The sequence below is a fragment of the Dyella sp. AtDHG13 genome (assembly GCF_003201105.1).
Lineage (GTDB): Bacteria > Pseudomonadota > Gammaproteobacteria > Xanthomonadales > Rhodanobacteraceae > Dyella > Dyella jiangningensis_B.
This window is the reverse complement of the sequence record NZ_QICJ01000003.1, coordinates 463,049-488,742: the sequence shown is the minus strand read 5'-3', so window position 1 is coordinate 488,742 and position 25,694 is coordinate 463,049. Positions and strand designations below refer to the sequence as shown.

Annotated in this window: 17 protein-coding genes; 1 reads left to right on the top strand and 16 read right to left on the bottom strand. The window is 65.6% G+C overall.

Annotation, left to right across the window (positions count from 1 at the left end; all coding sequences use genetic code 11):
* Window positions 1-115 precede the first annotated feature (115 nt).
* From BDW41_RS08190 to BDW41_RS08115, 16 genes are all read right to left on the bottom strand, one after another.
* Window positions 116-1,447 carry a BatD family protein gene (locus BDW41_RS08190; protein ID WP_083337444.1) on the bottom strand — a complete coding sequence of 444 codons (1,332 nt, stop codon included), beginning with the start codon at window positions 1,445-1,447 and terminating at the stop codon, window positions 116-118.
* The gene (locus BDW41_RS08185) at window positions 1,444-3,069 is read right to left on the bottom strand and encodes a VWA domain-containing protein (RefSeq protein ID WP_074545482.1); all 1,626 of its coding nucleotides are present in this window, start codon (window positions 3,067-3,069) and stop codon (window positions 1,444-1,446) included. Before BDW41_RS08185 ends, BDW41_RS08190 begins: the two co-directional genes overlap by 4 nt.
* A 3-nt stretch (window positions 3,070-3,072) precedes the next feature.
* Window positions 3,073-4,089 carry a VWA domain-containing protein gene (locus BDW41_RS08180; protein WP_074545487.1) on the bottom strand — a complete coding sequence of 339 codons (1,017 nt, stop codon included), beginning with the start codon at window positions 4,087-4,089 and terminating at the stop codon, window positions 3,073-3,075.
* Window positions 4,076-4,579 (bottom strand): DUF4381 domain-containing protein, encoded by a 504-nt coding sequence (locus BDW41_RS08175; protein ID WP_074545490.1) that lies wholly within the window; start codon window positions 4,577-4,579, stop codon window positions 4,076-4,078. The genes BDW41_RS08180 and BDW41_RS08175 overlap by 14 nt, the downstream gene beginning before the upstream one ends.
* Window positions 4,580-4,852: 273 nt before the next feature.
* Window positions 4,853-5,803 carry a DUF58 domain-containing protein gene (locus tag BDW41_RS08170; RefSeq protein ID WP_074545493.1) on the bottom strand — a complete coding sequence of 317 codons (951 nt, stop codon included), beginning with the start codon at window positions 5,801-5,803 and terminating at the stop codon, window positions 4,853-4,855.
* An 8-nt stretch (window positions 5,804-5,811) separates the two neighbouring features.
* Window positions 5,812-6,792, bottom strand: a complete 981-nt coding sequence (locus BDW41_RS08165) for a MoxR family ATPase (protein WP_074545499.1) — start codon at window positions 6,790-6,792, stop codon at window positions 5,812-5,814.
* Between the two features lie 31 nt (window positions 6,793-6,823).
* A complete protein-coding gene (locus BDW41_RS08160) occupies window positions 6,824-9,337 on the bottom strand; it encodes a fused MFS/spermidine synthase (RefSeq protein ID WP_233496808.1) in 2,514 nt (837 codons plus the stop codon).
* Window positions 9,338-9,481: 144 nt separating this feature from the next.
* Entirely contained in the window at window positions 9,482-11,155 is a 1,674-nt protein-coding gene (locus BDW41_RS08155) for an arylsulfatase (protein WP_074545505.1), read from the bottom strand.
* Window positions 11,156-11,574: 419 nt separating this feature from the next.
* Window positions 11,575-11,922 carry a hypothetical protein gene (locus BDW41_RS08150; protein ID WP_074545510.1) on the bottom strand — a complete coding sequence of 116 codons (348 nt, stop codon included), beginning with the start codon at window positions 11,920-11,922 and terminating at the stop codon, window positions 11,575-11,577.
* Between the two features lie 329 nt (window positions 11,923-12,251).
* Window positions 12,252-13,922, bottom strand: a complete 1,671-nt coding sequence (locus BDW41_RS08145; protein WP_083337446.1) for an arylsulfatase — start codon at window positions 13,920-13,922, stop codon at window positions 12,252-12,254.
* Between the two features lie 97 nt (window positions 13,923-14,019).
* A complete protein-coding gene (locus BDW41_RS08140; RefSeq protein WP_110301556.1) occupies window positions 14,020-14,952 on the bottom strand; it encodes an HAD family hydrolase in 933 nt (310 codons plus the stop codon).
* A 467-nt stretch (window positions 14,953-15,419) separates the two neighbouring features.
* Window positions 15,420-15,950: an NADPH-dependent FMN reductase gene (locus BDW41_RS08135; protein WP_074545517.1), complete on the bottom strand. Its 531-nt coding sequence runs from the start codon at window positions 15,948-15,950 to the stop codon at window positions 15,420-15,422.
* A gap of 124 nt (window positions 15,951-16,074) precedes the next feature.
* Entirely contained in the window at window positions 16,075-17,607 is a 1,533-nt protein-coding gene (locus BDW41_RS08130) for a CehA/McbA family metallohydrolase (protein WP_083337447.1), read from the bottom strand.
* A gap of 75 nt (window positions 17,608-17,682) precedes the next feature.
* Window positions 17,683-20,481: a TonB-dependent receptor gene (locus BDW41_RS08125; protein ID WP_074545521.1), complete on the bottom strand. Its 2,799-nt coding sequence runs from the start codon at window positions 20,479-20,481 to the stop codon at window positions 17,683-17,685.
* 116 nt (window positions 20,482-20,597) lie between these two features.
* Window positions 20,598-21,713 carry a FecR domain-containing protein gene (locus tag BDW41_RS08120; protein WP_074545524.1) on the bottom strand — a complete coding sequence of 372 codons (1,116 nt, stop codon included), beginning with the start codon at window positions 21,711-21,713 and terminating at the stop codon, window positions 20,598-20,600.
* Window positions 21,706-22,221: a sigma-70 family RNA polymerase sigma factor gene (locus BDW41_RS08115; protein ID WP_074545528.1), complete on the bottom strand. Its 516-nt coding sequence runs from the start codon at window positions 22,219-22,221 to the stop codon at window positions 21,706-21,708. Before BDW41_RS08115 ends, BDW41_RS08120 begins: the two co-directional genes overlap by 8 nt.
* Before the next feature lie 791 nt (window positions 22,222-23,012).
* Between BDW41_RS08115 and BDW41_RS08110 the strand changes: the two genes are divergently transcribed.
* Window positions 23,013-25,670 (top strand): TonB-dependent receptor, encoded by a 2,658-nt coding sequence (locus BDW41_RS08110; protein WP_233496807.1) that lies wholly within the window; start codon window positions 23,013-23,015, stop codon window positions 25,668-25,670.
* Window positions 25,671-25,694: the final 24 nt, after the last annotated feature.

Genomic DNA, 25,694 nt, shown 5'->3' with positions numbered 1-25,694 from the left:
TCCCCCGATACCTACGGTATGAATGTCGTGCATCCCTTCCTGGGATGCTGTTTTTCACCGTCGCGCGTGGGCATGGTAGCCAGCGCTCGCGATGAGCCTGTGAATACGTGACCGATCATGACGCCGGATTCAATGGCGGCAGCTCGGGACGGCGCCGCCAACGTGACCGGCTGTGCTTCCACTGGTGCCGTGCGGAGCCGAGTGCGTCGGTCAAGGCGGAAGCGGACCACGCCGACGTGCCTTTTCCGTACAGCGCATCCTGCAAGGCGTTCCATTGCGCCAGCAGGGACGCTTCGCCGTAGCGCGTGGCCCAGCCTGCCACGCTGGTTGGCGCGCCATCGTCCGCCGCGCGCCGCACCCACGCATCGACCACTTCGGCCAGCACCTTGGCCGAGGCGGCATGGCGCTGGCGGGTGATGGCGCGGAAGGCGGCCGCCTCCGCATGACGGCGCCGATGCCGCCATGCCTTCCATCGCTGCCACAGCTGCTGGCACGTATCGCGGAACCGCCATGCGAGCCACGCCAGCACGGCGAGCAGGAGCACGCCAATCCCGGCGTCGCTCGACAGCCACTCGATCAGCCTGGGCATGAAGCCGCGTTGCGGCAGCGCGAAGCGCGGCTTGTTCGTGCTGCCCCACCACGCGTGGAAATGGACAGCGGGCACGGTGCTTTCGCGCCATTCGCGCGTACGGCTGTCCATCCAACGCACCGTCACCGGCGGCAAGCTATAGCGCCCGCGATGGTCGATGACGTAGCTGGCCGTATCCACGCGGCTGCCGCCGACGAAACCGCCGTGATTGTCGACCGCATCGCGCGTGACCGGCGATGCCGCATACAGCGTGAGCCCGCTCACCGGTGCGAAAACGGTAGGCGGCAGCATCATCGCGGGCGCGCCTTCGGCGGATATCTCGATGCGGCGCGTCACGGTATCGCCCACGTGCAGGCCGCCGTCCTGCGGCGTCACTGTCTGCGTGATCTTTACCGAACTGGCGATCAGCGCTTCCGTCACCCCGGCCGGCAAGCTCAATGCCTGTACCTGCAGCGCGAGCGGCGGCGTCTGCACGGCGACCGGGGTGCGCGCGGCGCCGATATGCGCGGTGATCTCGAACGAGGGAATTTCCATCGGCCCGGACATCAACGGCGTGATGAGATAGGTGCGCGACACGCCCGACCAGCTCTGCCCATCGACCGTTTCCACCAGATGGCCCGGGGTTTCATCGGACAGCGAAAGATAGGCGCCGTCCACGTGCAGTTCGGGCAGCACCGGCGCGTCGGTGAAGAAGTCTGGCGTGAGCATGTCCACCACGATGCGCGTGGTTTCGCCCTGCATCAGCGTACCGGCCGGCTCCTGATGCACACGCACCTGGATGGGCGGGGCCGGGGGCGGCTCGTCGGCATGCACTGCCGCCACGCATAGCCACAGCAGAAAGCAGCACCACGCCCTCATGGCGGCGACTCCGGCGCGCTGCTCGCGGGTGCCGGCGCGGTCGGCGTCGACTGGCCGTTCTCGATGCTGAACTTGGTGCGCAGGAATTCCGCGGGCGACACGCTGAGGTTGCGCATCCACACGTCCGCCGGCAGCGCGATGGGGCGCTTGCCCATCACCATCTCCTTCTCGTTGCCCTTCTTAGCATCCTTGTCTTGCTTGACCTGGTCGGGCGTGGTGTCTTCGTCCTTGGTTTCCGGTGGCACGTCCGCGCGCTGCTTCATCAGCGTATCCATGAGCCGCAGGTTCGCCTCGGCCTCAGGGAACGGATGGCGCATGCGCAACGCTTCGTTGTAGGCGTCCTTGGCTTCCTGGTATTCGAACTGGTGCGCATAGCTGTTGCCGGACATGAACTTCGCATCCGGCCCCGGCAAGGTGTCGAAGACCTTCTGCGCTTCGTCCCAGCGGCCGTGCTGGTACAGCGCCCAGGCTTTCCAGTAGGGGTTCTGGAAATGCTCGGCCGCCTTGCCGAAATCGCGGTGCTCGTAGTACCAGCGGCCCTGCTGGTCGGGCGTGAAGAACCAGTCGGCTACATGCCAGTCGGTGGCGAGCGCGGGCGACGGCAGCGCTCCCAGCCCCACGAAGCCGAGCACGAACAGCCAGCGCACCATCCAGCCACGCCGGAACCAGAGCAAGGCAACCAGCACCAGCGGGTAGCACAGGTAGTAGCCGCATTCCTTCCAGTGCACCGACGATGCGTGGGTCACGACCTGCAGGTGGTGCACGGCCTCGCGCTGCACCCACTGCATGTCGTCGTTGTTCGAGGTGATGCTTGCCAAGGGGATATGCGCCTGCGACGCGAGCTGCTGCAGCGCCTTGTCGTCCAGCTTCGCGACCACGGGCGAGCCGTCCTCGCCGGTCTGCTCGCCGCCGTTGGCCGTGCGCAAGGGACCGCCCTGGGTCGTGCCCACCGCGAGCATCAGCACCTGCTGCCGCGAGTGCTGGCGGTGCGCGACGAAGGCGGGAATCTGCGCGTCATCGAACCCGCTGGTGAAGAACACGATGGTGCCGGGATCGTGCTCGGCATCCAGCAGCCGATCGGCCAGCGCCAGCGCGGCGCCGGCGTTGCGACCCTTCGCCGGCAACAGGTCGGTGCTCAGCGCGGAGAGGAACATTTCCATCAGCGCCGCATCGTCCGTGGGCGGCAGCACCATGTGTGCCGTGTTCGTATACACGATCAGGCCCGTGCGGCCGCCCACGCGCAAGGCCATCAGGTCGCGCACCTTCTGCTTGGCGCGCTCCAGCCGCGTGGGGGAGACGTCCATGGCGTTCATGGCCGGCGACAGGTCCATCGCCACCATCATCGGCGCGCGGTCTTCCGCGAACGGCGGGGATTCCAGCTCCCACGTCGGCCCCGCGCAGGCGATGCTGCCGATGACGATGACGGCGCATACGAGGTGGATGGGCCGCGGCCGCCAGTGCTCGCTGTCGCCCACCACCAGATGCGCCAGCAGGTGCGGCGCAATCATGCCTTTCCACCGCTGCAGCGGATCGTTGCGGCGCTGCCACCACCACAGCAGCAGCGGCCCCAGCGGCAACAGCAGCAGCCATAGCGGTCGGATGAAATGGAAGCCCTGATCCATCGCTCAGCTCTCCGACGGCTCAGGCGCGAGCGACGCCCGCCGGTGCGCAAACGGCGCAAAGACGCCGAGCATCAGCAGGTGGTAGATGATCATCAGCAGCAAGGCTGCGCCCAGCGGCACGTAGTAGAGCTTGACCTTGGGCCGGTACACCGAGTGCTTCACCTTGCTGGGCGTCATGCGATCCAGCAAGGCATAGATGTCGGCCAGCTGCTCGCGGTTTTCGCCGCGGAAGCTGCGCCCGCCGGTGGCGGCGGCAATGCGCTTGAGCGCATCCAGGTCCACCCGGTTCTCGCCCTTGGCGTTCGGGTCGCCGATGCCGATGGTGTGGATGACGATGTGGTTGGCCTTGCCGATCTCGGCCGCCTTCTCCGCCGGAATGCGCCCGGCGGTGTCGTTGCCGTCGGTAAGCAGGATCAGCACGCGCTCGCGCTGGCTGGAGTGCTCGGTCATCTTCACCGCCACGCCGATGGCGTCGCCGATGGCGGTCTGCTCGCCGGCCATGCCGACGCGCAGTTCCTCCAGCAGCTCGCGCACGGCGGTGTGGTCCAGCGTCAGCGGCGCCTGCGGAAAGGCATTGGTGCCGAAGACGATGAGACCGATGCGATCGGTGGTGCGGCGCCTCACGAATTCGTCCACCACGCCCTTGACCGCATCCAGGCGGGAAATGCGCTGCCCTTGCGGATCGAGGAAATCCGGCATGGCCATGGATCCGGACAGGTCGATTGCGAGCAGCAGATCGCGCGCGGCCTCGGTGCGCTCCACCGGCGGCTCCAACCGCTGCGGGCCGGCCAGGGCCAGCACGAGCAACGCCCAGCACAGCGGCGCCAGGATGCGGCGTAGCCAGTTGCCGCGCAACACGACGGCGCCGCGCGCAGGCTTCTGCCCCGTCGCCTCGGCCAGTTCATCGAAGAACGGCACACGCACGGCACGCGTGCGTTCCCCATAGGGCGGCAGCAGCCACCACGCCAGCAGGGGCAGCGGCAGCAAGGTCAGCAGCCAGGGATACTCAAGCTGCAACATGGCCGTCGATCCATTGATGCAACAAGGCCATGAGCGACGACAGTTCGTCATCGCCGATGCTTTTCGCGCCATAGGCCAGCGCGTCGAGCTGCCGTCCCGGCCCCTGCACGAAGCCGCCGGCGGCATAGGTGCCATCGAGGTAGCGCAGCCACGCTTCGCCACTCATCGGCCCCACTTCCGGACGCGGCGCCCAGGCGAGCACGGTGCGCTTGACCAGCGCCGGGATGGCCGCCAGCGCTTCGCTCCGCATGGCCGGATCACTCACGGCACGCTCGATGGCGGCAAGTTCGGCCTGCGCTTCGCGACGGTAACGATTGCGACGCCATCTGAGCCATCGCCACAGCGCGTAGGCCAGCACCGCCGCCAGGATGATGCATCCGACGATCCACCAGCCCGCGGTCTGCGGCATCCAGGAAACCGGCGGCGGCGCGGGGATGTCCTTGAGATCCGCAATCGACGCCATTTTCTGGGGATCGGCAAGCCAGTACATGCGTAGGGATGCTCTGATCTATTCAACGTGGGTGTCACCGGTTCTGTTTGTCCGTTGCTGCGTGTTGCGCTGGCGAAGGCAGGCTGGTGGCCTGTCGAGACAGCGCGGCGCGCAGCGGCGGACAAACAGAGCCGGCCCTGCGGGTGATGTCCCCAACGCCCGCAGGCCGCGGTGCGCGACTTGCCCAGGCAACCAGCCTGGGCTGCGTCCCGCCCCACACCCTGCGGGCGTCGGGGACATCATGCCACCCGCGCTGGATAGAACAGAGCATCCCTAACCCCGCATCTGCGCAAAGTGGCCGAGCATGCGCGCCATCTGCAGCAGCGTAGGCTGCTCGGTGTCGATCGCCAGCACAGGCACGCCGCAGCGCTGCACGAGATCCACGGTCTGCTGCAATCGCTGGTCGAACATCGCGCTGAGCGGCTCGCGAATGGTCTTGCGGCCGAAATCGAGCTCCACCTGCAATTCGCCCTCAGTCACGACGAGCTTGCCGCTGTCGGGCACGGCGCGCGCGGAGGGATCGAATACCAGGGCGGCGACCACATCGTTGTGTGCCGCCAGCTCGCGGATCAGTTGCAGGGTCTCCTCGTCCGCACCGAGGAAATCGCTCACGATGCAGACCAGGTAATCGTGAGTGGCCAGATGCAGCGCCGCGCGGAGCGCCGCATCCAGCTGCGCGGGGTTGATGCGCGCGGGGCTGTCGGCACGCAGCGCCTGGTTGCTGCGCGCCAGCGCTCCCAGCACGGCCTGCACGCTGGAGCGGCTGCGCCGTGCGCGCAGGCTGTGGATCTGGCTGTCGTCGAACACCACGGCGCCGGCGCGATCGCCCGCCTGGAACGTCATCCACGCTCCCAGCGCGGCCACTTCCGCCGCGACCACGGATTTCATCGCGCGCCGGGTGCCGTAGAACATCGATATGCGCTGGTCCACCACGAACAGCGCGGGTCGGTCGCGCTCTTCGGTGTACGAGCGCACCATGGCATGCCCCACGCGCAGCGACACCTTCCAGTCGAGGTGGCGGATGTCGTCGCCGGGCACGTAGGCGCGGATTTCCTCGAAATTGAGCCCGCGTCCGCGCAGGCGCGAGGCATGCCGGCCGGCGAGCACGCTGTGATGCGGGCGATGCGGCGTGGTGCGCAGGCGGCGCGCGTCGTACTCCATGCGCGCCAGGTGCGCGGGAGTCACGTAGACCGTACCGATGTCGCTGGCCTGTACTGTCGTCATCCCGTACCTCAAGCTGGCACGGCCACCAGTTCCAGAATCCTGTCGATCACCTGATCGGCGCGAATGCCTTCGGCGCTGGCGTCATAGGAAAGCATGATGCGGTGACGCAGCACGGGATGAACCATGGCGCGCACGTCGTCCGGCGTGACGTGGTCGCGCCCTTCCAGCCATGCATGGACGCGCGAGGTGCGTTCCAGGGCGATGCCGCCGCGCGGGCTGGAACCGATCTGGATCCACGTCGCCAGCGTCTTGTCGTACGAAGCGGGATGCCGCGTGGCATCCACCAGCGCCATGATGTATTGCTCGATGGCCGGCGCCACATGCACGCCATGGATTTCGCCACGCGCCGCGAAGATGCTGGCCGGCTCGATGCGCTGCGTGGACGCGCCGCCGGCGCTGGACGAGCCTCCCACTTCTTCGTTGCGCACCAGCTCCAGCACGCCGATCTCGCTGTCCCGATCCGGATAGTCCACCAGCACCTTCAGCAGGAAGCGGTCCAGCTGCGCCTCCGGCAAGGGGTAGGTGCCTTCCTGTTCGATGGGGTTCTGCGTGGCCATCACGATGAACAGGTTGGACATCTTGTGCGTGGTGCCTGCCACGGTGATTTGCCGCTCCTCCATGGCCTCCAGCAGGGCTGCCTGCACCTTGGCCGGCGCGCGGTTGATCTCGTCGGCCAGGATGACGTTGCCGAAGATGGGGCCGGGCTGGAACTGGAAGATGTTCTGGCCGTCCTGCTGATGCAGCACTTCCGTGCCGGTGATGTCCGAAGGCAGCAAGTCGGGCGTGAACTGGATGCGCCGCATCTCGGTGTCGAGATTCCTGGCCATGCTCTTGACCGCGCGCGTCTTGGCGAGGCCGGGCAGGCTTTCCAGCAACAGGTGTCCATTCGCCAGCAAGCCGACGATCATCTGCCGGATCAGGTCGCGCTGGCCGATGATGGACGCTTCCATCTGTGTTTGCAGGGTGGCAACAGCCTCTCTGGGGTTCATGTGTTCTCTCGGCTCCCTTGCCCGGCGGCCATCACTGATCGCCACCGGCAATCCATCGGTAATACGGGTTCTGGCCATCGGCCTGCATGACGGCGCCCATCGCCTGGGCCCATTGGTCGCGATCGCCTTGGTAGGCGGCCAGCCCCGAGGCGTAAAAGGCGAGCAGGACATCGCGCTGGCGATGCATGGCGTCGAGCAGCTCCGCATCCGCGCCACGCAGGGGCGGCTCGGTGCGCAACGCCACCAGCTCGGGCAGCACGCGCACCAATTCGTTGCGGCGCACCCAGGTGGCGTACTCGATGCTCGGGTGGTCGTCGTTGACGGCCGGCGTGTTGCCTGCGTAGCGTTCCAGCCCGGCGCGATCGGTCACCCAGGTGGCGAGCAAGGCCGCCGGCGAACCGACACCGACCTCGCCGAGCGCACCGGCGACGGACGGCTGGTTGAAGCGTTGCGCGATCTGCGCGGCGTCCAGTTCGATGGGATCGCGCGAACCGATCAGCAGCATTTCGTGCAGTTCGGTCGTCCACAGCGTGGCGTGGGGAAACGCGTCGAGGAAGGCGCGCACCATGGCGCGGGAGTCCTCGTCGTTCTGCGTGGGCAGGGGCAGCCATTGCGCCAGCAAGCCACCCGGCGCGAGACGCGTCGCAGCCAGCTGGTAGAAATCGCGCGAATAGAGATTGACCACGCCGGATGCCGACGGCGGCGGTGGCTCCAGGGTGATCATGTCGTAGGTCTGCTCGCTGGCCAGCAGTTCGCGGCGACCGTCGCGCAGGCGTATGTCCAGTCCCGGATCGTTGCCGGCGCCGTAATTGCCCTGAAACTGCGCATGCGCACGCACCACGGCGGGAAGCAGCTCCGCGCACACGCGCGTGGTGAGCCCCGGATACCGCGACAGCGCACCCGCGGTAATGCCGGTGCCAAAACCGATCACCAGCGCCGAATGCGGCTCGCCACGATGGATGATGAGCGGCAACAGCGCCTGCAGGCGCATGTAGCGCTGCGATGGCAAGGTATCGCCCGAATTGGACACGCCCTGGATATACAGGCGATGAAAGCGGTTGTCGCCCTGCCCCTGCTCCAGCACGGCCACGGTGCCGCCGCGGCTTTCCTCGTAGAACGTGACCTCGCCGCCGCGCGCCTGGGCGAGCAGCTGCGCCATCTTCTGCGGCGGCACGAGAAGCGCGACCGCCAGCGTGCACAGGCCGGTCGCCACCACAATCCAGCGCGAGCGACCGCCCGGTGCCGTGCCCGCGAACGCGGCCACCATGCCCACCAGGCCGGCGGCGAGGGCCAACAGCGCCAGTGAACGCACCAGCCCGAAGGTCGGCACCAGCACAAAGCCGGTCAATGCCGTGCCCGCGATGCCGCCCAAGGTATTGAGCGCCACCGCGAAGCCGATGCCACGGCCGCTGCGCTCCGACTGTGCCGACAGGCGGAGCACGGCGGGAAACGCCGCGCCGAGCAGCAGCGTGGGGAGCAGCACCAAGGCAGCCGCCGCCACCGCGAAGCGCGCGCACATGGCGACCAGGCGGCTGCCGGTGAGCGTGCTGGCGGCCTGGGCCATCGCAGCCTGCAGCGCCGGCAGCCACGCGCCGAGCAGACCCACCTGCAACACGGCCACCAGGCCGGCCAGCGCGATCAGGATGCCGAAGGCCGTCCACGCATTGCGTACGCGGTCGGCGTAGCGCGCATAGATCGCGCTGCCCATCATCAGGCCCAGCAGATAGACGGCCAGCATCATGGCGAACGCGAACGCGCGCGTGCTCATGAACTGCACCACGGTCTGCGACCAGATCACCTCGTAGCCGAGTGCGATGCCTCCCGCGATGGCATAGAGCGCCAAGGCCAGTCGGGCCGAGCGCGGCGGTGGCGCGACTTCCGCCGTAGCGGAGGGATGGACGGGCGAAAGGCGTCGATCCAGCAACAGCGCGACAGCGGCCACCAGCAGGTTGATAGCCCCGGCGGCCAGCGCCGAGCCCTGCACACCAAGCGCAGGCAGCAACACGAAAGGCGCGAGCAGCACGCCCGCAATCGCTCCTGCCGTGTTGGCCGCGTAGAGGCGCCCGCCCGTACCCGCCACGCTGTGATGCGTGCTGGCGCGAACGAGCACGGGCAGCGTGCCGCCCATGGCGACCGCCGGCACGCCCACCAAGGAAAAGGGCAGCAGCCACGCCAGCCAGCCGACGTGCTGTTCAAGGTAGGCGAACGGTGCGGCGCTGTGCGCCAGCAAGACCGTCGACGCTACCGCCAGCAAGGCGATGCCGCCTTCCAGCCAGGCATAGAGCCGCAGGGGGCGCGTCACCTGGTCGGCCACGCGGCCCAGCCATGCGCCGCCGACGGCGAGCCCGCCAAAGAATGCGCTTACCGCGATGGTGACGGCGTACACCTCCACGCCGACCACCAAAGAAAGCTGCTTGATCCAGAGCAATTGGTACACCAGCGACGCAGCGCCGGAACCGAAGAGCAGCCCTGCCGCCCAAGCCCTCGCCGAAGAAACGGTGGACGCGGCGACGAAGGCATGTTGTCCAACACGTGGAGGCTTCATGGCGTGCATGTGTCTCGCGCAAAGCTGGATGCTCCCGAGTATAGGGAGGAATCACGGAGCCACACGCTACTTAGGTAAAAATGAACAACGCTCGGAAAAACGAAAGCGGATGGCCATGACGCCATCCGCTTCCGGGCGAGCGGATTACTTGCTTGCCTGCTTTTCCTGCAACTGCCGCTTCAGTGCTTCCGTCGCCTGGTCGATGGTGAACGAGGCGGGGATCTGGCTGGGCGGATATTCCTTGAACGTCTGGAGGAACTTGACCGTGTGCATGACGCCTTCGGCCATCAGGTAGTCGTTGTTGACCAGCCAGGCGTAGTAGTTGTTGGTCGGACCCACGTCGGCGCGCTCATACGGGTCCATGCGCAGGTTGAACAGCTTCGGCGTACGCAGGCAGGTGAAGGGTTCCATCCAGATCTGCACGCCGCCCGGCGCACGCTGTTCGCAGAACTGCACCTTCCACGCGGTGGAGCGCGTCGCGCCCGGCGTCTTCGTGTCGAAACGCACGGCCATCAGCTGCGCGTCGTCATCGAAGTAGAAGAACTCCTTGCGTGGGCCTTCGTTGGCCTGGCCGGTCAGGTAGGGCAGGAAGTTGTACCCGTCCAGATGCACCTTGAAGTTCTTGCCGCTAATGCTGGTGCCCTTGAGCAGCTTGTCGGTGATGTTCGGGTCACCCGCGGCCGCGACCAGGGTGGGGAACCAGTCCAGGCCCGAGATCATCTCGTTGCTCACGGTATTGGGGCGGATATGACCCGGCCAGCGGACCATGCCCGGCACGCGGAAGGCGCCTTCCCAGGTGGAGTCCTTTTCGCTGCGGAACGGCGAATTGGCGGCATCCGGCCAGGTGAAGAAGTTCGGGCCGTTGTCGGTGGTGAAGATGACGATGGTGTCCTTGGTGACGCCCGCCTCATCCAGCGTCTTCAGCAGCTTGCCGACGTTCTGGTCCATTTCCCACATGCCGTCGGCGTAGTCCTGGCCGGCGCCCAGGCCCGCCTTGCCGTGATACTCGGGACGGATGTGCGTGAACATGTGCATGCGCGTGAAGTTCATCCACACAAAGAACGGCTGCTTCGCGTCCGCCTGCTTCTTGATGTAGGAGATCGCCGCACCGGTAGTTTCGTCGTCGATGGTCTCCATGCGCTTGGTCGTGAGCGGGCCGGTGTCCTCGATCTTGCCGTCCGCGTACGAGTGGATCACGCCGCGCGGATTGTAGGCCTTGATGAATGCCGGGTTGTTGGAGGGCCAGTAGGGCTGCTCCGGCTCCTGCTCGGCGTTGAGGTGATAGAGGTTGCCGAAGAACTCGTCGAAGCCGTGCTTGGTCGGCAGGAAGCGATCCTGGTCGCCTAGGTGGTTCTTGCCGAACTGCGCCGTGCCGTAGCCCATGGACTTGAGCACCTGCGCGATGGTGACATCACGATCCTGCAGGCCGACAGGCGAACCCGGCACGCCGACCTTCGAGAGGCCCGTGCGCAGCGTTGCCTGGCCGGTGATGAAGGTGGATCGGCCCGCGGTGCAGCTGTTTTCACCGTAGTAGTCGGTGAAGATCATGCCTTCGCGCGCGATGCGATCGATGTTGGGCGTGCGGTAGCCCACCATGCCCATGGTGTAGGCGCTGATGTTGGCGATGCCGACGTCATCGCCAAAGATGACGAGCACGTTCGGCTTCTTGCCGCTTGCCGACGCATCCGACGATCCGGCGGACGACTGCGCGTGCACCGCGGGTGGCTGCATGGTGAATGCTGCCGCGGCGAGGACCGCCGTGGCCACGATCGTGCCCAGCGACTTCATCAAAGTTCGATGCTTCCCCAGTGGGAACATGGTGATACTCCTTGTTTGGCTTGACTGCGCCATGCAGCCAACGTCGGTGCGCCCCTCCCCCGTCGTGCCCGACATGCTGGACAGATTCCGATGACATCGCCGCCACGATCGATAGGTCGCCGTGCCCGCACGGCGCCCGCCGATCGCCGAAGGAAAGAGGGGTGGTCAGACTGCCCAAGCCGCGCCTTTCGTAACAGCGCCTGAACTCTCAAAGTCGTGTAAGCGTTTTGCGCGGGGCTTGAAGATCACCGCATCGGACACGCAGGGTGCGTGCCGCTATCGGACATATCGCCGATATATCCGGAAAGCTTCCACGCAATGGAATCGACCATGGACGTGGTTCATTTCGTCCCTGCCTGCGCATGCAGAAGCTTCCGCTGACGAAAGCTCACCAGGGCAACCAACGTCACACGACAACGCTAGGCGTCGTTTTCCGGTGGAAAAGGAAGGAAGGCCGCGTCGATGGCCTTGCGGCGCGCGGCACCGTAGCGCCTCGCCCGGGCACGCATGGTGGGGATCAGCGCCTCGCGCACCAGCCGGCGCAGGGCGGTATCGGAAATATGCAGGGCGGTGGTAATGACGGCCTGTATCAGCTGCCGCTCGTTGGGCTGCAGCTGCAGGCCGCGATCGGCCAGGGTCTTGCCGATGATGGCGAATTCCAGGGAGAGCGGCGGCTCGTCGTCCCAGGCGTCGGCCAGTTCATTCAGCGCGCGATTGATCAGAGGCAGCCGGGATAGCACGTTGAGAAATCGTTCGACCGGCGTCATGCCCGTTTCTACCCGCACAGTGGAGTCTCAGGTGGCATCTCGCTCCGACCGCAGGGCCCGCCATGCAAGCGGCCTGACAGCGAGTAGTGACACCCCAAGAGGTGCCCACCCAGGGTTACGCTAGAACGCCATGGATGGCTGTGACGAAAGTAGCAGGCGACGGTGAGTGCACTTATAGGATTTACCTGAAATATTAGGCTTAGGTCCCGAGCATGCCGGGCCCGAGGCTCCATCGCGATTCGTGGAAAAACAAACGCCAGCCGTATCCACGGCTGGCGTTTGTCTTGCGCAGATACGGCAGCCTACGCATGCCGCACGGATGCCCTCGCTTACTTGCCTTCCTTCTGCAATTGCATCTTCATCTTCTGCACCGCCTGGTCGATGGTGAACGTCGCCGGCGTCTGGCTGGGCGGGTAGTCCTTGAACGTCTGCAGGAATTGCTGCGCGCGCATGGTGGCTTCGACGGTGACGTACGCGTTCTCGGTCTCCCAGCGGTAGTAGCCGGTGGTGGGACCAATGTCCGCGCGCTCGTACGGATCCATGCGCAGGTTGTAGAGCTTGGGCAGGCGCAGGCAGGTGAAGGGTTCCATCCAGATCTGCAGGCCACCGGCCGCGCGCTGTTCGCAGAACACGGCCTTCCAGGCATCCGGCCGCACGCCACCCGGCTCGATGGGATCCCAGCGCACCGCCACCAGCTCGGCGTCATCGTTGAAGTAGAAGAATTCCGTGCGTGGGCTGACGTTGGTCTTGCCGGTCAGATACGGCAGGAAGTTGTAGCCGTCCAGATGCACCTTGAAGCTCTTGCCCGCCAGGCTGGTGCCCTTGAGCAGCTTGTTGGTGATGTCCGGATCGCCGGCCGCCGCGACCAGGGTCGGGAACCAGTCAAGTCCGGACATCAGCGCGTTGCTCACCGTGTTCGGGCGGATGTGCCCCGGCCAACGGATCATCGCCGGCACGCGGAAGGCGCCTTCCCAGTTGGAATCCTTCTCGCTGCGGAACGGCGAGTTCGCCGCATCCGGCCAGGTGAAGAAGTTGGGGCCGTTGTCCGTGGTGAAGACCACGATGGTGTTCTTGGTGATGCCGGCATCGTCCAGCGTCTTCAGCAGCTTGCCGACGTTCTGGTCCATCTCCCACATGCCATCGGCGTAGTCGTGGCCCTTGCCCAGGCCGCCCTTGCCTTGGTACTCCGGCCGCACGTGCGTGAAGATGTGCATGCGCGTGAAGTTCATCCATACGAAGAACGGCTGCTTCGCATCGGCCTGCTTCTTGATGTAGGAGATGGCCGCACCCGTCGTCTCGTCGTCGATCGTCTCCATGCGCTTGACGTTGAGCGGGCCGGTGTCCTCGATCTTGCCGTCCGAGAAGCTGTGGATCACGCCGCGCGGGTTGTAGACCTTGAGGAAGTTGGGATCGTTCGACGGCCAGTACGGACGCTCCGGTTCCTCTTCGGCATTGAGGTGGTAGAGGTTGCCGAAGTATTCGTCAAAGCCGTGCTTGGTCGGCAGGAAGCGGTCCTGGTCGCCCAGGTGGTTCTTGCCGAACTGGGCCGTGGCGTAGTTCAGGCCCTTCAGCGCCTGCGCGATGGTGACGTCGCGGTCCTGCAGGCCCACCGGCGCGCCCGGCATGCCCACCTTGGACAAACCGGTGCGCAGCACCGTCTGCCCCGTGAGGAAGGTGGAACGGCCCGCCGTGCAGCTGTTTTCACCGTAGTAGTCGGTGAAGATCATGCCCTCCCGCGCGATGCGGTCGATGTTGGGCGTGCGGTAGCCGACCAGCCCCATCGAATAGGCACTCAGGTTCGAGATGCCCACGTCGTCGCCAAAGATGACGAGGATGTTCGGCTTGCCGTTGTCGGACGAGGATTCCTGCTGGTCCTGGGCCGGCGGCTGTGCCTTGGCCACGGGGGGTTGAAGGGTGACGGCCGCCACGACGAGCAAGGCCGTCGTGACCACCGTCGTCAGTGATTTCAGCAAGGTACTGCGCTGCCACGGGCGAAACATGGGAACCTCCTGTATGCAATGGCTGCACGGAGCAGCCAACGGGGATCACAACGTTCATTCCGCGACGGCGCCAAAAGCGTAGCGCCGTCCTGTTGCGCTACGGTTTTTCAGGGGGATAGATCACCTTCCAATCCTGCTTCATGTCCACCACGGTCCAGTCCTTGGCCGCGGCTTCGTCCAGCGCCTTGTCGAGCCTGCCGACCGACGACTGGCGGTCGTACGCGAACTCGCGCGCGGCATCGGTGTGATGCACCAGGCCGGCGAAGCGTGCACCGTCGCCGGAGGTCGTCCACTCCAGCATCTGCTGGTCGCCATCGGAATTGCCGAAGGCGAAGATGGGCTTGCGGCCGATGAAGCGCTCGATGCCTACCGGCTTGCCGGCGTGGTCATCGACCAGGGCGACCTTGGGCAGCTTGACCAGCACCGGCTTGCCATCGCGAAGCTCGTACTTGAGCTCGCCCTCGCTGCCGATCACCTGGTCCGGCGGAATGCCGTACACGGCCTCGGCCCAGGCGCGCATGAAATCCTGGCCGCCGCCGGAGACGATATAAGTCTTGAAGCCGTTGTCGCGCAGGTAGTGCAGCAACTCCAGCATGGGCTGGTACACCATTTCTGTGTACACGCGATGCGTCTTCGGATGCCGCGCGGTGGACACCCATTGATTGACGCGCCGCGCGAACTCGTTGGTGGTCATGCCGGAATGAGTGGCGGTGATCAGTTCAACGGCGCCCTTTTCACCCGTGGCGGCCATGCCCTTCATGTCGCCGGCCAGGGCGGACTTGAAGGGTTCGGTGGTTTTCCACTCGGGGTGCTGCGGTGCCTGCGCCTTCACCTGGTCGAGCGCGAAGAAGAACTCGAAGTAGACGGGCTGCTCGGCCCACAGGGTGCCGTCGTTGTCGAACACGGCAATGCGCCTGGCGGGCTCCACGAAATCGGGCGAGCCCTGCTTGGTCACCTTTTCGACGAAGCTTTCGATCTTCTGCTTGGTGGCGCCGTCGTTCCACGAGGGCAGCGGATCCTGCGCCGCCATGCACACGCCAGCCCAGGCAAACCCGATCAGCAGGCATAGCGATGCCCAACGGGATTTGCGCGCTTTTTGCTCCCCAGTCCTGCTTGTGCCAATCCGATACGCTGCGTACATCCACATCACTCCGAAGTTTTCGAATGCGCCGCGACCGTCCGCCCGCCACGTTCTGGCAGCCGCCGCGACACATGAAGGACCCCGCGCACGACCCTGTGCCCGATGTAGGCGCGCACCGACAATGCGCGACAATTCTCACGGTCGCGGATTTGTCCGACGCTGACAATTCGAGAGACTACGTAACTGCGCTAAGCAAAATTACGTGGTTTGAACCTGGCGTAGGACGCAAAGCCCATCTCACAGGCGGGTGTTCGTGATAATCCGGTGAAGGGAGCGACCTGTTGCAGCGGGGCTGTACAAGCGCAACGCCGCACGCTCCTACGAAACGCAGCGTGCCAGCCACCCACGTTGCCGCGCTAGATCCCGCGAATGGCGGCAGTGAAGCGAGAGAGAAACTCCACCACCTGCGACGCAGGCTCGGGCTCGCGCATCAGCGCTTCGATATCGCCCACGGACTTGCCCACCAGCGGCACCCTGAGAAATACGTCAGGAAGGAAACCATCGCTCACGGTGGACAGCACGACCCGCAGCGACGCCAGCATTTCATCGCCGCGATGCGAGGCGTGGGCGAGTGCGATGGGTTTGCCGATGATCTCGAAGCGGGACACCATCCAGTCGATGGCGTTCTTCATGCCGCCGGGTATCGCGCGGACGTACTCGGGACTGGCGATGACGATGCCGTCGGCTTCGGCAATGCGCGCAAGGAAATCCAACACCACGGCCGGCGTCCGCTCGCCCTCGAGGTCAGGCGAGAACACGGGCAAGGTATCGAGGCGATGGAACACCGACACGTCCACGCCCGCGAGCGCGAGACTTTTCACCGCCATCAGCAGCGCGGTGTTGGTGGAATCCCGACGTGCGCTGCCCGAAATGGCCAAGAGCTTCATGGCAAGAGTGTCCTGGACGGATAAGCAGCGGAGCCGGCCCTATCCCAAAGCCGCCGCGTGGCGGAGCGGCTTCGCATTATAGAGAGGACACGGCGACGCTGTCGGCCACGGCCGCTTGCGCGCCTCATTCGTTGAGATAGACCGGATTGCCCACAATCAGCAGCGCGCCATCCGCCGCGCGCACGTTGGCACGCATCCAGTGCCGGCCGCCATCGCTGGGCCACTCGAAGGAGAGCGCCTGCTCCGCGCTGTGGATCGACAGGTCGCCCGTCGGCACGTATTCCTTGCCGTCGACAATGATCTGCGCATGTGCACCATCCAGCCCCTTGGCGTGCATGGTCACCTGCACCGCGGCGCCACGCGGCGCGGCCAGCGTGTCGCCCATCTCCGCTTCGCGGCCGCCCTGGCTGGCCACGAAATCGAACGCGCGGCCCGGCCGACCCTGCACGTCAATGAACACATGCCCCGCGCGAATCGCCTCCAGTATCGCGCGCATCGACAACTCCTCGGCATGCACCACCGTGGTCGGCAAGCCGATGGGCGTGCTTCCGCCCGGCGCGGGCAAGGCCAGCTTCGCATCGTGATTGTCGCTGCCGCCGATGCCGGTCAGGTGCAGCCCCTTGTTCAACTGCGCCTCCCAGAACGGAATGCCGCTATAGATGGGGCTGAGCGCATCCATGCCGTTCACCGCTTCGATGGCCTGTACAAGATGCATGTCCACCGGCTGCGCAGGCGTCCATCCGCATCCCATGCAGGTTTCGTCGTTGGGGCGTATCGGGTGATTGATCGAGAACAGCGCGTGCAGGTCCGCCGCCTGCTTCAGCACCGCATTCCAGTCCGGCACGGCCTTGCTGCCGATGCGGAAATCGAGCGGCTCGATGGTGCCGAACAGATTGGCGTGCCCCTGGAAGGTGGTGATCTCACGCGCGGGGATCAGCAGAAGGTGGTCGTAGTACGGCTGCAGCTCGCGGATGTCGTTGGCCTGCGACACGGTGTTGTGATCGCTCAGCGCAATGAAGTCCAGTCCACGTCGGGATGCGTCCTCCACGGTGAACACCAGCGGGCACGGCGCCTTCCCTTCCCCGCTCTGGGTCGGACAGCTGCCATCGCTGTGCGCGCCATGCATGTGCAGGTCGCCGCGATACCAGCCCGGCTCCTTGCGCTGCGGAGGATTGAGCACGGCCGGCAACCACGCTGGATCGCCGGGATGCCCGAACCAGATCTTCGCGGTGAATGCGGAGTTGGATGATGCGCGGATATTCGGAACGCCTAGCAGCAGGTTCCAGCGACCCGGCTGGATGGGTCCGGGAGCGAACGAAGGCGTGGCATCGATCGCTCCCACAGTGAACAGCTGCTTGCTGCCGCCCGTCCAGCCACGCAGCCCCTGCTGGCCGTGGAAACCGCTGGGGTCTTCCAGCCCCAGGTCGATAGTGGTGCGCTCCTCGCGCCCGCTGTATTCGAACTGCACCGTAATGCGGTTGACGCCCGCCGGCACGTCGAACGGCACCTCGCGATAGCTGTGGTTGTCGCTGCCCTGCAGCGAGCCATGCAGGACGACATCCGGCGCGCCGTCGGTGGCGCAGGCAACACTCAGTACCGCCAGCCACATCGCGACCAGTCCAAGGAAGCGGTACGGGCAACGTGCATGTTCAATCATGGTTGTCTTCCATCCGGTCACGGAAACCGCCCCGCACGCCGCCATGCGGAGCGGCGCGCGGGACGTCGAACGCCGTCAGAAACGGTACATCACCGAGGCACGGAACGAGCGGCCCAGCAACGGACGCGCAATGAACACGCCCTTGCCGGCATCGGAGCTGTCCAGCTCGCCGGCGCGCGGATTGCCTTCGGTGAGGCCCAGCGAGTTGTTGAGGTTGTCCGCATAGAGGAAGAACGACAGCTCTGGCGTCATCTGGTAACGGGCGCTGAAACCAATGGTGTGGTACTGCGGCAGCACCACGGAGTTGGCCGTATCCACGTAGCGGCGTCCCTCGTACTCGTAGGACATCTGCAGGCGCAGCTTGTCGTCCAGCAGGTTCACGCCGGGCACGATGCGGAAGCTGTTCTTCGGCACGCGGATCAACTGGTTGTCGTCGTAGTTGAGCAGCACGGGCTGGCCCGCCGTGATGGTGGTGTAGGACAGGCCCTTGTACTTTGGATCCTGCACCGTCGCGGTGTACTGCACGTCGAAGTATTTGGAGGGGTAGAACGTGCCCTCCAGTTCCAGGCCGTAGGTCTCGGTATCCGCGTAGCCGGTCTGCGGCGTGGACACGCCGGTGTTCGGATCGAACACGTAGTTGCTGAAGCTCACGTTGTTGTACTTGGTGTAGAACAGCGTGGCGTACGCATCCATGTAGCGGTTGCTGAACTTGTAGCCCATCTCCGGCAGGATCATCGTCTGCGTGATCGGCGTTGCCGTCGGCGAGGTGATGTACGAGCTCAGGTTGGGCAGGCGGAACGTGGAGGTGTAGCGCGCGAATACGCCCTGGTGGTCGCTGAACTGGTAGTTCGCGCCCAACGTCCAGCCGAGCTTGTCGAAGCTGTGGTCGTAGCTCACGTACTTGCCGTTGCCCGTGAGGATGTTGGACGTGGCCGGCGTGCCCAGGTTCACCGTCTGCGAGGACTCCGTCCAGCCCTTGGTATTCACGCGCTCCCAGCGCACGCCGCCGTCGATGCGCAGCTGGTCGTTGACCTGCCACTCGTCCGACAGGTAGAACGCGTTGGTATTGGACGTGCCGTGGGCATGCGCCCACTCGTAGCCGTAGCCGTAGATGCCGCCGTTGGTGAGCTTGCCGAGCGGGTTGCCCGCCGCATCCACCGCCACCACGTCCAGCAGTCGCGCATTGTCGGTGGCGGTAAGCAGCGCCGTGGACGAATAGCGGTCGAAGCTCTGGTTGAAGTGCGCGTAGTAGTAGCCAAGCGTCACGTCATGCGTCTGGCCGCCGATATCGAACTTGCGCAGCAGGCGCGTGTTGCTGGTGAGTTCGTCCACGGGCATGGTGATGCCGCGCAGGCCGCCCAGCACGACCATGCCGTTGTTGGGGCTGCCGTTGAACGCCTGGCCGTTGTCCACGTACTGCAGCTGCATGCCGGCTGCCGTCGGGTAGTACTGCGCAAGGCGCTTCTGCGCCGAGGCGAAGAAGTCGCCGGTGGTTTCCACCGCGTTCGGGTACACGCCGTTGCGCTGCGTGTCGGTGTCGCTGTAGCGCAGGTCCTCTGCGATCTTCCAGCCGTCGCCCAGGTTGTAGTCGAACTTGGTGGTGAACTGCGTGCGCTTGACCTGCGTGCCCAGGCTGTTGTCGAAGTTGTACAGGCTGCCATTGCCCTGGATCATCTGGATATGCTCAGTCTCCGGCCCGGCCAGCGTGCCGTAGTTGCCGTTGAAGCCGGGCACCGCGACCAGGTCGCCGCTGGCATTGCGGTACATGGGAATGCCCAGGTCCAGCGCGACCTTGTCGTCCATGCGCTTGATGTCGAAGCTCAGGCTGCCGTTCTCGAACTGCTTGGACAGCGTGGCGCGCAGCTGGCCGCCCTGGTCGTTGGTGTAGCCCGGCGGGCGGATGCCGTTGTCCTGGCGGTAGAAGCCGCCGGCGCTGAGTTTCCAGCCATCGCCGATGGGCGTGCCGTACCAGAAATCCAGCCGGTCGAGGCCGTAGTTGCCCACGGTGTACTTCACCAGGCCCTCGGCCATGTCGCCGACCTGGCGCGGAATGAAGTTGATCGCGCCCGCCGGTGCGTTGGAATAGAAGATGGACGACGGGCCGCCGCGCACCACTTCGATGTGGTCGATGGTTTCGTCGAGGCGGAACGCCTGGTCGGCGTTGAGATAACCCAGCGCGGGATCGTGCTGCACCGGAATGCCGTCTTCCAGCAGGTTCACCGAACCGAAGCCGTCCACCGGAATGCCGCGCGCGCGGATGTTGCCGCTGGCCTCGCCGCCGGATGCTTCCACCCAGAAACCCGGCACCGACTTCATCGCCTCGGTGACGCTGGTGGGGTTCTGCATGCGCAGGCGGTCTTCGTCGATGGTGGTGATCGAGTAGCTGGTCTGCGCCTTGGTGCGCTCGTCCACGCCCGAGCGCGCCGTCACCACCACCTGGTCGAGATCCTTCGCGCTCTTGTTGCCGCTGGAGGCGTTCGCGGTGTCTGCGGCCGCGTTGGAGCCTGCACTACCGGCCGTCGTCACCGCAGCGGAGGCCGGGTTGCCCGCATTGGCTGCCACGTTTCCCGGGATGATCGACACCGTGTTCGCCGTGACGAAGCGATAGGTCAGGCCCGTGCCCGCCAGCAGCTGGCGCAACTGCTGCTCCGGCGCGAGGCCGGCGTCGGCGCCGGGGCTGCGCACGGTATCGGCGATATCCGAGCCATACACGATCTGCATGCCCGCTTCGTGCGAGAAATTTTCCAGCGCCTTGGCCAGCGGCATCGGTGCGATGGCCGTGGTCTGCGGTGCGGCGGCGGATTGCGCAAGCACGGCGGCGGGAAGGCTGGCGCCAAGCGCCAGGGCGATATGGAAGGCCAAACGATGTCGCATCTTGAAGGAGCCTTGAAGGGGTTGATCGATGGCCGGCGCGTTGGATGTCGCCAGCCCATACCCATCAAGAGCCGCCCCGCGCGACATCGGGTACCTCCGATTGCATGAATTTTTTCTTACAGGTGCGCCACGCTCGTTTCCGCCTGGCTCGCCGCCACGATGCGCACGCGGTCGTGTTCATCGATCACGCGCACGTCGGGCAGGGTCGCAAGATAGGCCGCGAACGCCTGCGGATTGTCCGCATGGAAGATGCCGCTGATGCGCTCGCCGGCGATGCGTGCGTTCTCGATCACCAGTGGCTTGCTGCTGTACGCGTTGAAGCGGCGCGCCACGTTGCCGATGGTTTCGTGCTGAAAGCGGATTTCCGCCGGCAGCCATGCGGTGACCTGGGCGAGCTGCGCCGCCTGCTTCGCGCCCACGCCCGCCGTGCCCAGCGAAATCTGCTGGCCCGCCGTGAGATCCGCCACCGCATCGCCGCCAAGCAGGGCGATGTCGAAACCCTTGAGCGAGGCATCGGGCGCGTTGAGCACGCGCACGCGGCCGCTGATGACGGTCAAGGTGTCGCCGCCGGCATCGCGCCGCACGTCGAACACCGTGCCGATGTCCTGCAGCACGTGGCCGCCCACGTTGACCAGCAAGGGACGCGCGGGATCCTTGCCCACGTCGAACAGCGCGTTGCCGCGCACCACTTCGATGCGGCGAAGTCGCCCATCGAAATGCACGTCGATGGCGCTGCCGCGATCGAGCTGCACCAGCGTGCCGTCCGGCAGGTCGATGGTACGCACCGTCGCCGCGTCGCCGACGTAGCTCTGCTCGATGCGGCCGCTGGCCGCGCGCCAGTGGCCGACGCCCAGCCATGCCATGGCCACCGTGGCGGCAACGCCCGCGAAGGCGATGGCCACGCGGCGCGCGCGCCCCTTGCGCGGCACGCGCGGCTCCCGCATGACGTTCTCCATACCGGGAAACATCACCACCGGATTGCTGCGCGCCGCCTGCTCCGCCAGCACGTCGGGCGCCAGCGTGTGCAGCGATGCGGCCGCCTTCAGGTCGCCGTGCATCTGCGCCACGGCGAAGTACTCCGCCACATGGCGCGGCGAGGCACGCAGCCAGTTGAGGAAGGCGACACGCTGCCGCTCCGTCAGCGGCTCCTGCTGCTCGATGTACCAGGACACGGCCTGCTCGGTGATGCGGCGCGCCTGCCGCGCGGCGTCGAACTGCGTGGAATCATTCATAGTCGGCCATCCTTTGCCGGCACGCCGCCAAGCCTTTCACGATGTACTTCTTCACCATGTGGGTCGAGATGGACATGCGCTCGGCGATCTCGCGATACGACATCTCGTCGCGGTAATGCATGATCAGCACGGCCTTGCACTTGGGCGAGAGACGGTCGATCAACGCGCCAAGACGCTCCTGGCGCAGCCGGCTGTCCATGTCCGCCTCGGGATTGGCGGGCGCCGCGAGTTGTTCCACCACCTGCTCCAGCTCATCGCTGCCCAGGGGCTGCTGCTGGCGCAGCACGGCATGCTCCTTCACCAGGTTCGCCGCCACCGTGAACAGGTAGGCTTCCGGGCTGCGGATGTTGGCCGCATCGTCGGGCTCGATGCGCAACAGGCGCAGGTAGACCTCCTGCACCAGATCCTGCGCATCCCAGCGATGCGCGACGCGCCGCAGGAAATATTTGCTCAGCGTCGCGCCCTTTTCCGCGAACAGCGCGGACCAGGCCCCATGTTTTTCGCGCACTTCGCCTCCTTCGACCGTGTCTGCCGAGGAAGGCTACGGCTCTGCGTGAGCCCGGGAGCCTAGGCGCGGGTTGTGACGGTTCGATGAAATGCGGGCCTGCTGGTCGCGCTTCTGACGGCTGAGGAAACACGCCGAGCCGTCGACGCGGCCGTGCATCGCGCCGCCCGCATCAGCCAACCGGCCATGGCACACACATCGGCCTCCGCCCCATCGCAGCGATTTGCGATGCATTGCAACAAACGACCAGCGGCACCGTTTCCCGGCCTGCCGGAAGGTCCGCCACACCCGGGAAATGAAGCTGCGCCTAGCCTGCGGAGCACACATTCAGCCCGCGCCGTTAGTCAAGCGGCTTAGATCGATTCAAGCGACACCTCCACTCTATTGCAGCGCAATATTCGCCCTCGCAAAATCACCCAACAAAATCAATGTCTTGGACAGGCGCTTTTCATTTAGATCGAGTGAAATTTTTTGTTGACAAGGCGAATGGCGGACTCCAAGAATGATCCTGTCGCCGGCGACCTCCACACGTAGCCGGCGGTGCGGCGAGGGGTTCTGAGTCGTTTGACGCCGGCAGGGCGGGCGCGCCGATCTTGGCCGCCAACGACCTCGCCGCACCGGCATGCGATGGCGGCAACGACCAGCTCCCCTCGCCGGCCCCATCACCAACTCACACGAACCGCCACGACCACGGCCGCAAGGCCGTGCGAGCCGGTTCGTCCCGAAAACCTGGAAGGCACGAACCCCCGCGTCTTCCAGCCCACACAACGCCCTGGCGTTGCATGGAGAAAGGCGTGACGTATCGCAAGACCGCACTTTGGATCGGCATGGCCAGCGCGCTGTTCGCCAGCGCAACGGCGATGGCGCAGACCGCCCCCACGCAGGGCACCGCACAGAACGGCACCCCGCAGCCCGCGGCCAACGGCCAGTCGAACAACGGCCAGTCGAACCCCGGCGACCCGGCCCAGGCCAAGCAGCTCGAAGGCGTCACCGTCACCGGCATCCGCGCCAGCCTGCAGAAGTCGCTGGACCTCAAGCGCAACTCCGACTCCATCGTCGACGCCATCTCGGCCGAGGACGTGGGCAAGTTCCCCGACACCAACGTGGCCGAGTCGCTCTCGCACCTGCCCGGCATCAGCGTGGACCGCAACTTCGGCGAAGGCGACAAGGTCAGCATCCTGGGCACCGACCCGGCGCTGAACCGCCTGCTGCTCAACGGCCAGACACTGGCGTCCACCAATTGGACGTCCGATCCGAACAACCCGGACAGCCGCTCGTTCGACTACAGCCTGCTCACCTCCGAGATCATCGGCACGGCCGAGGTCTACAAGACGCCGCAGGCGCGCATTGACGAAGGCTCCATCGGCGGCACGGTGATCATCAACACGCGCCGCCCGCTGGACCTCAAGGCCAACACGCTTACCGGCACGCTGGGCTACCAGTACAACGACCGCGCCGACAAGGGCGAGCCGCAGGGCTCGCTGCTGTACAGCTGGAAGAACAACGACAGCACTTTCGGCATCCTGGGTTCGGTGATGCATTCGGACCGCATCATCCAGCGCGAAGGCACCGAGATCTTCGGCTACCAGCGCGCCAACGACCCGACCGACACCGACCCGAACCACCAGTTCGCGCCGGGCGTGGTGCCGCCGGGCCAGACGGGCGTGTATCCCACCGCCATCAACACCGCGCTGTTCAAGCAGGAGCGCAAGCGTGACGGCGTGTCCACCGACATCCAGTGGAAGCCCAGCCAGGCCTTCGAGCTGAACTTCACCGGCCTGTACGTCACCGAGAAGTTCAACAACTTCAACCAGAGCCGCTACGGCGACTGGTCGGGCAGCGCACCGGACGCCACCGCGCTCAACTTCAGCAACGGTGTGGCGACCAGCGGCACCTACGGCGCCGGCGCACCGACCTACCTGGACGGCTACGAGCGCTTCTCCAAGGTGAACACCGGCACGGCGCAGCTGCGCGCCGACTGGCACGGCGACGGCTGGAATGCGTCCAGCCAGATCGGCTACACCAGCTCCACTGGCGGATCGCAGGGCATCTACAACGTGCAGTTCCGCGGCTACGGCGGCTACAACTGGAACCTCAACGGCCAGAACCCGCAGATCAACTACAACGCCGCCAACGACCCGAGCGAGATGCTGGCCCACGGCGCCGGCTTCAGCTACGCGCCCAGCTACGACAAGGAGCGCTACTTCCAGGCCGACTTCAACCATGACCTCAGCTGGGGTCCGTTGAACGAGATCGAAGTGGGCATCAAGGCGAGCAACCACTACAACGGCCAGACCGGCTACCAGGCCAGCATCCCCACGCAGGACGGCTCCGGCGTGTCGCTGGCCGACTTGAGCGGCGGCGGCACGCCCAGCGGCTACCTCGACGGCCTCGACCCCACCGCGAGCATGGCCAACTGGACGCAGATCAGCCGCGGCGGCCTGAAGAGCTACGTGCAGTCGCTGTACACCAACGCCCCGATGGATCCGAAAGCCACCTACGGCATCCAGGAGCAGAACCGTGCGTTCTACTGGCAGGCCGATTTCGCCGGCAGCAACTACCGCGGCAACTTCGGCATGCGCTATTTCCACACGCGCGACACCGTCACCGGCTACAACTTCATCGGCAACAACCAGTACGCGCCGGTGGACAAGCGCAGCAGCTACGGCGAATGGCTGCCCTCGTTCAACATCGCCTACGACCCCATCGAGGACGTGACGCTGCGCTTCGCCGCCGCCAAGACCATCGCACGCCCGCGCTTCCAGGAAATGACGCCGTACGTGGCGCTGGATGACCGCACCCTCACCGGCTCGGGCGGCAACACGGATCTCAAGCCGTACAAGTCCACCAACTACGACGCCACGGCCGAGTGGTACTTCGCCGAGAACAGCCTGCTGTCGGCGGAACTGTTCTTCCGCCGCATCTCCGGCTACATCCTCAACACCAACGTGCCGCAGACGCACTACAACGTCACCGAACAGAAGGACGACGTGTACCAGATGGAGATCCCGGTGAACGCCGGCGTCGCCAAGGTGAAGGGCCTGTCGCTGACCTACCAGGGCAACTTCGCCTATGGCTTCGGCCTGCTGGCGAACTACACCCTGTCGGATGCGGACACCAGCAACGGCTTCCCGCTGCCGTACAACTCCAAGAACGCGTTCAACCTCACGCCCTACTTCGAGAACGGCCCGTGGAGCGCGCGCGTGACCTACAGCTGGCGCTCGCACTACTTCACGCAGATCGCCCAGCTGCAATCCTCGCAGATCACCGGCATCTTCCGCGAGCTGGATGCCTCCATCGGCTACCAGATCAACGACCACATGCGCGTCTCGCTGGACGGCACCAACCTGCTGGACTCGACCTACTACGTCTACAACAACACGCCGGCCGAACCGCTCAACGCCTACAAGAACGGCCGCACGTACACGCTCAACCTCGGATTCAAGTTGTAAGACCCCCCACTTCCGGGCGCTCTC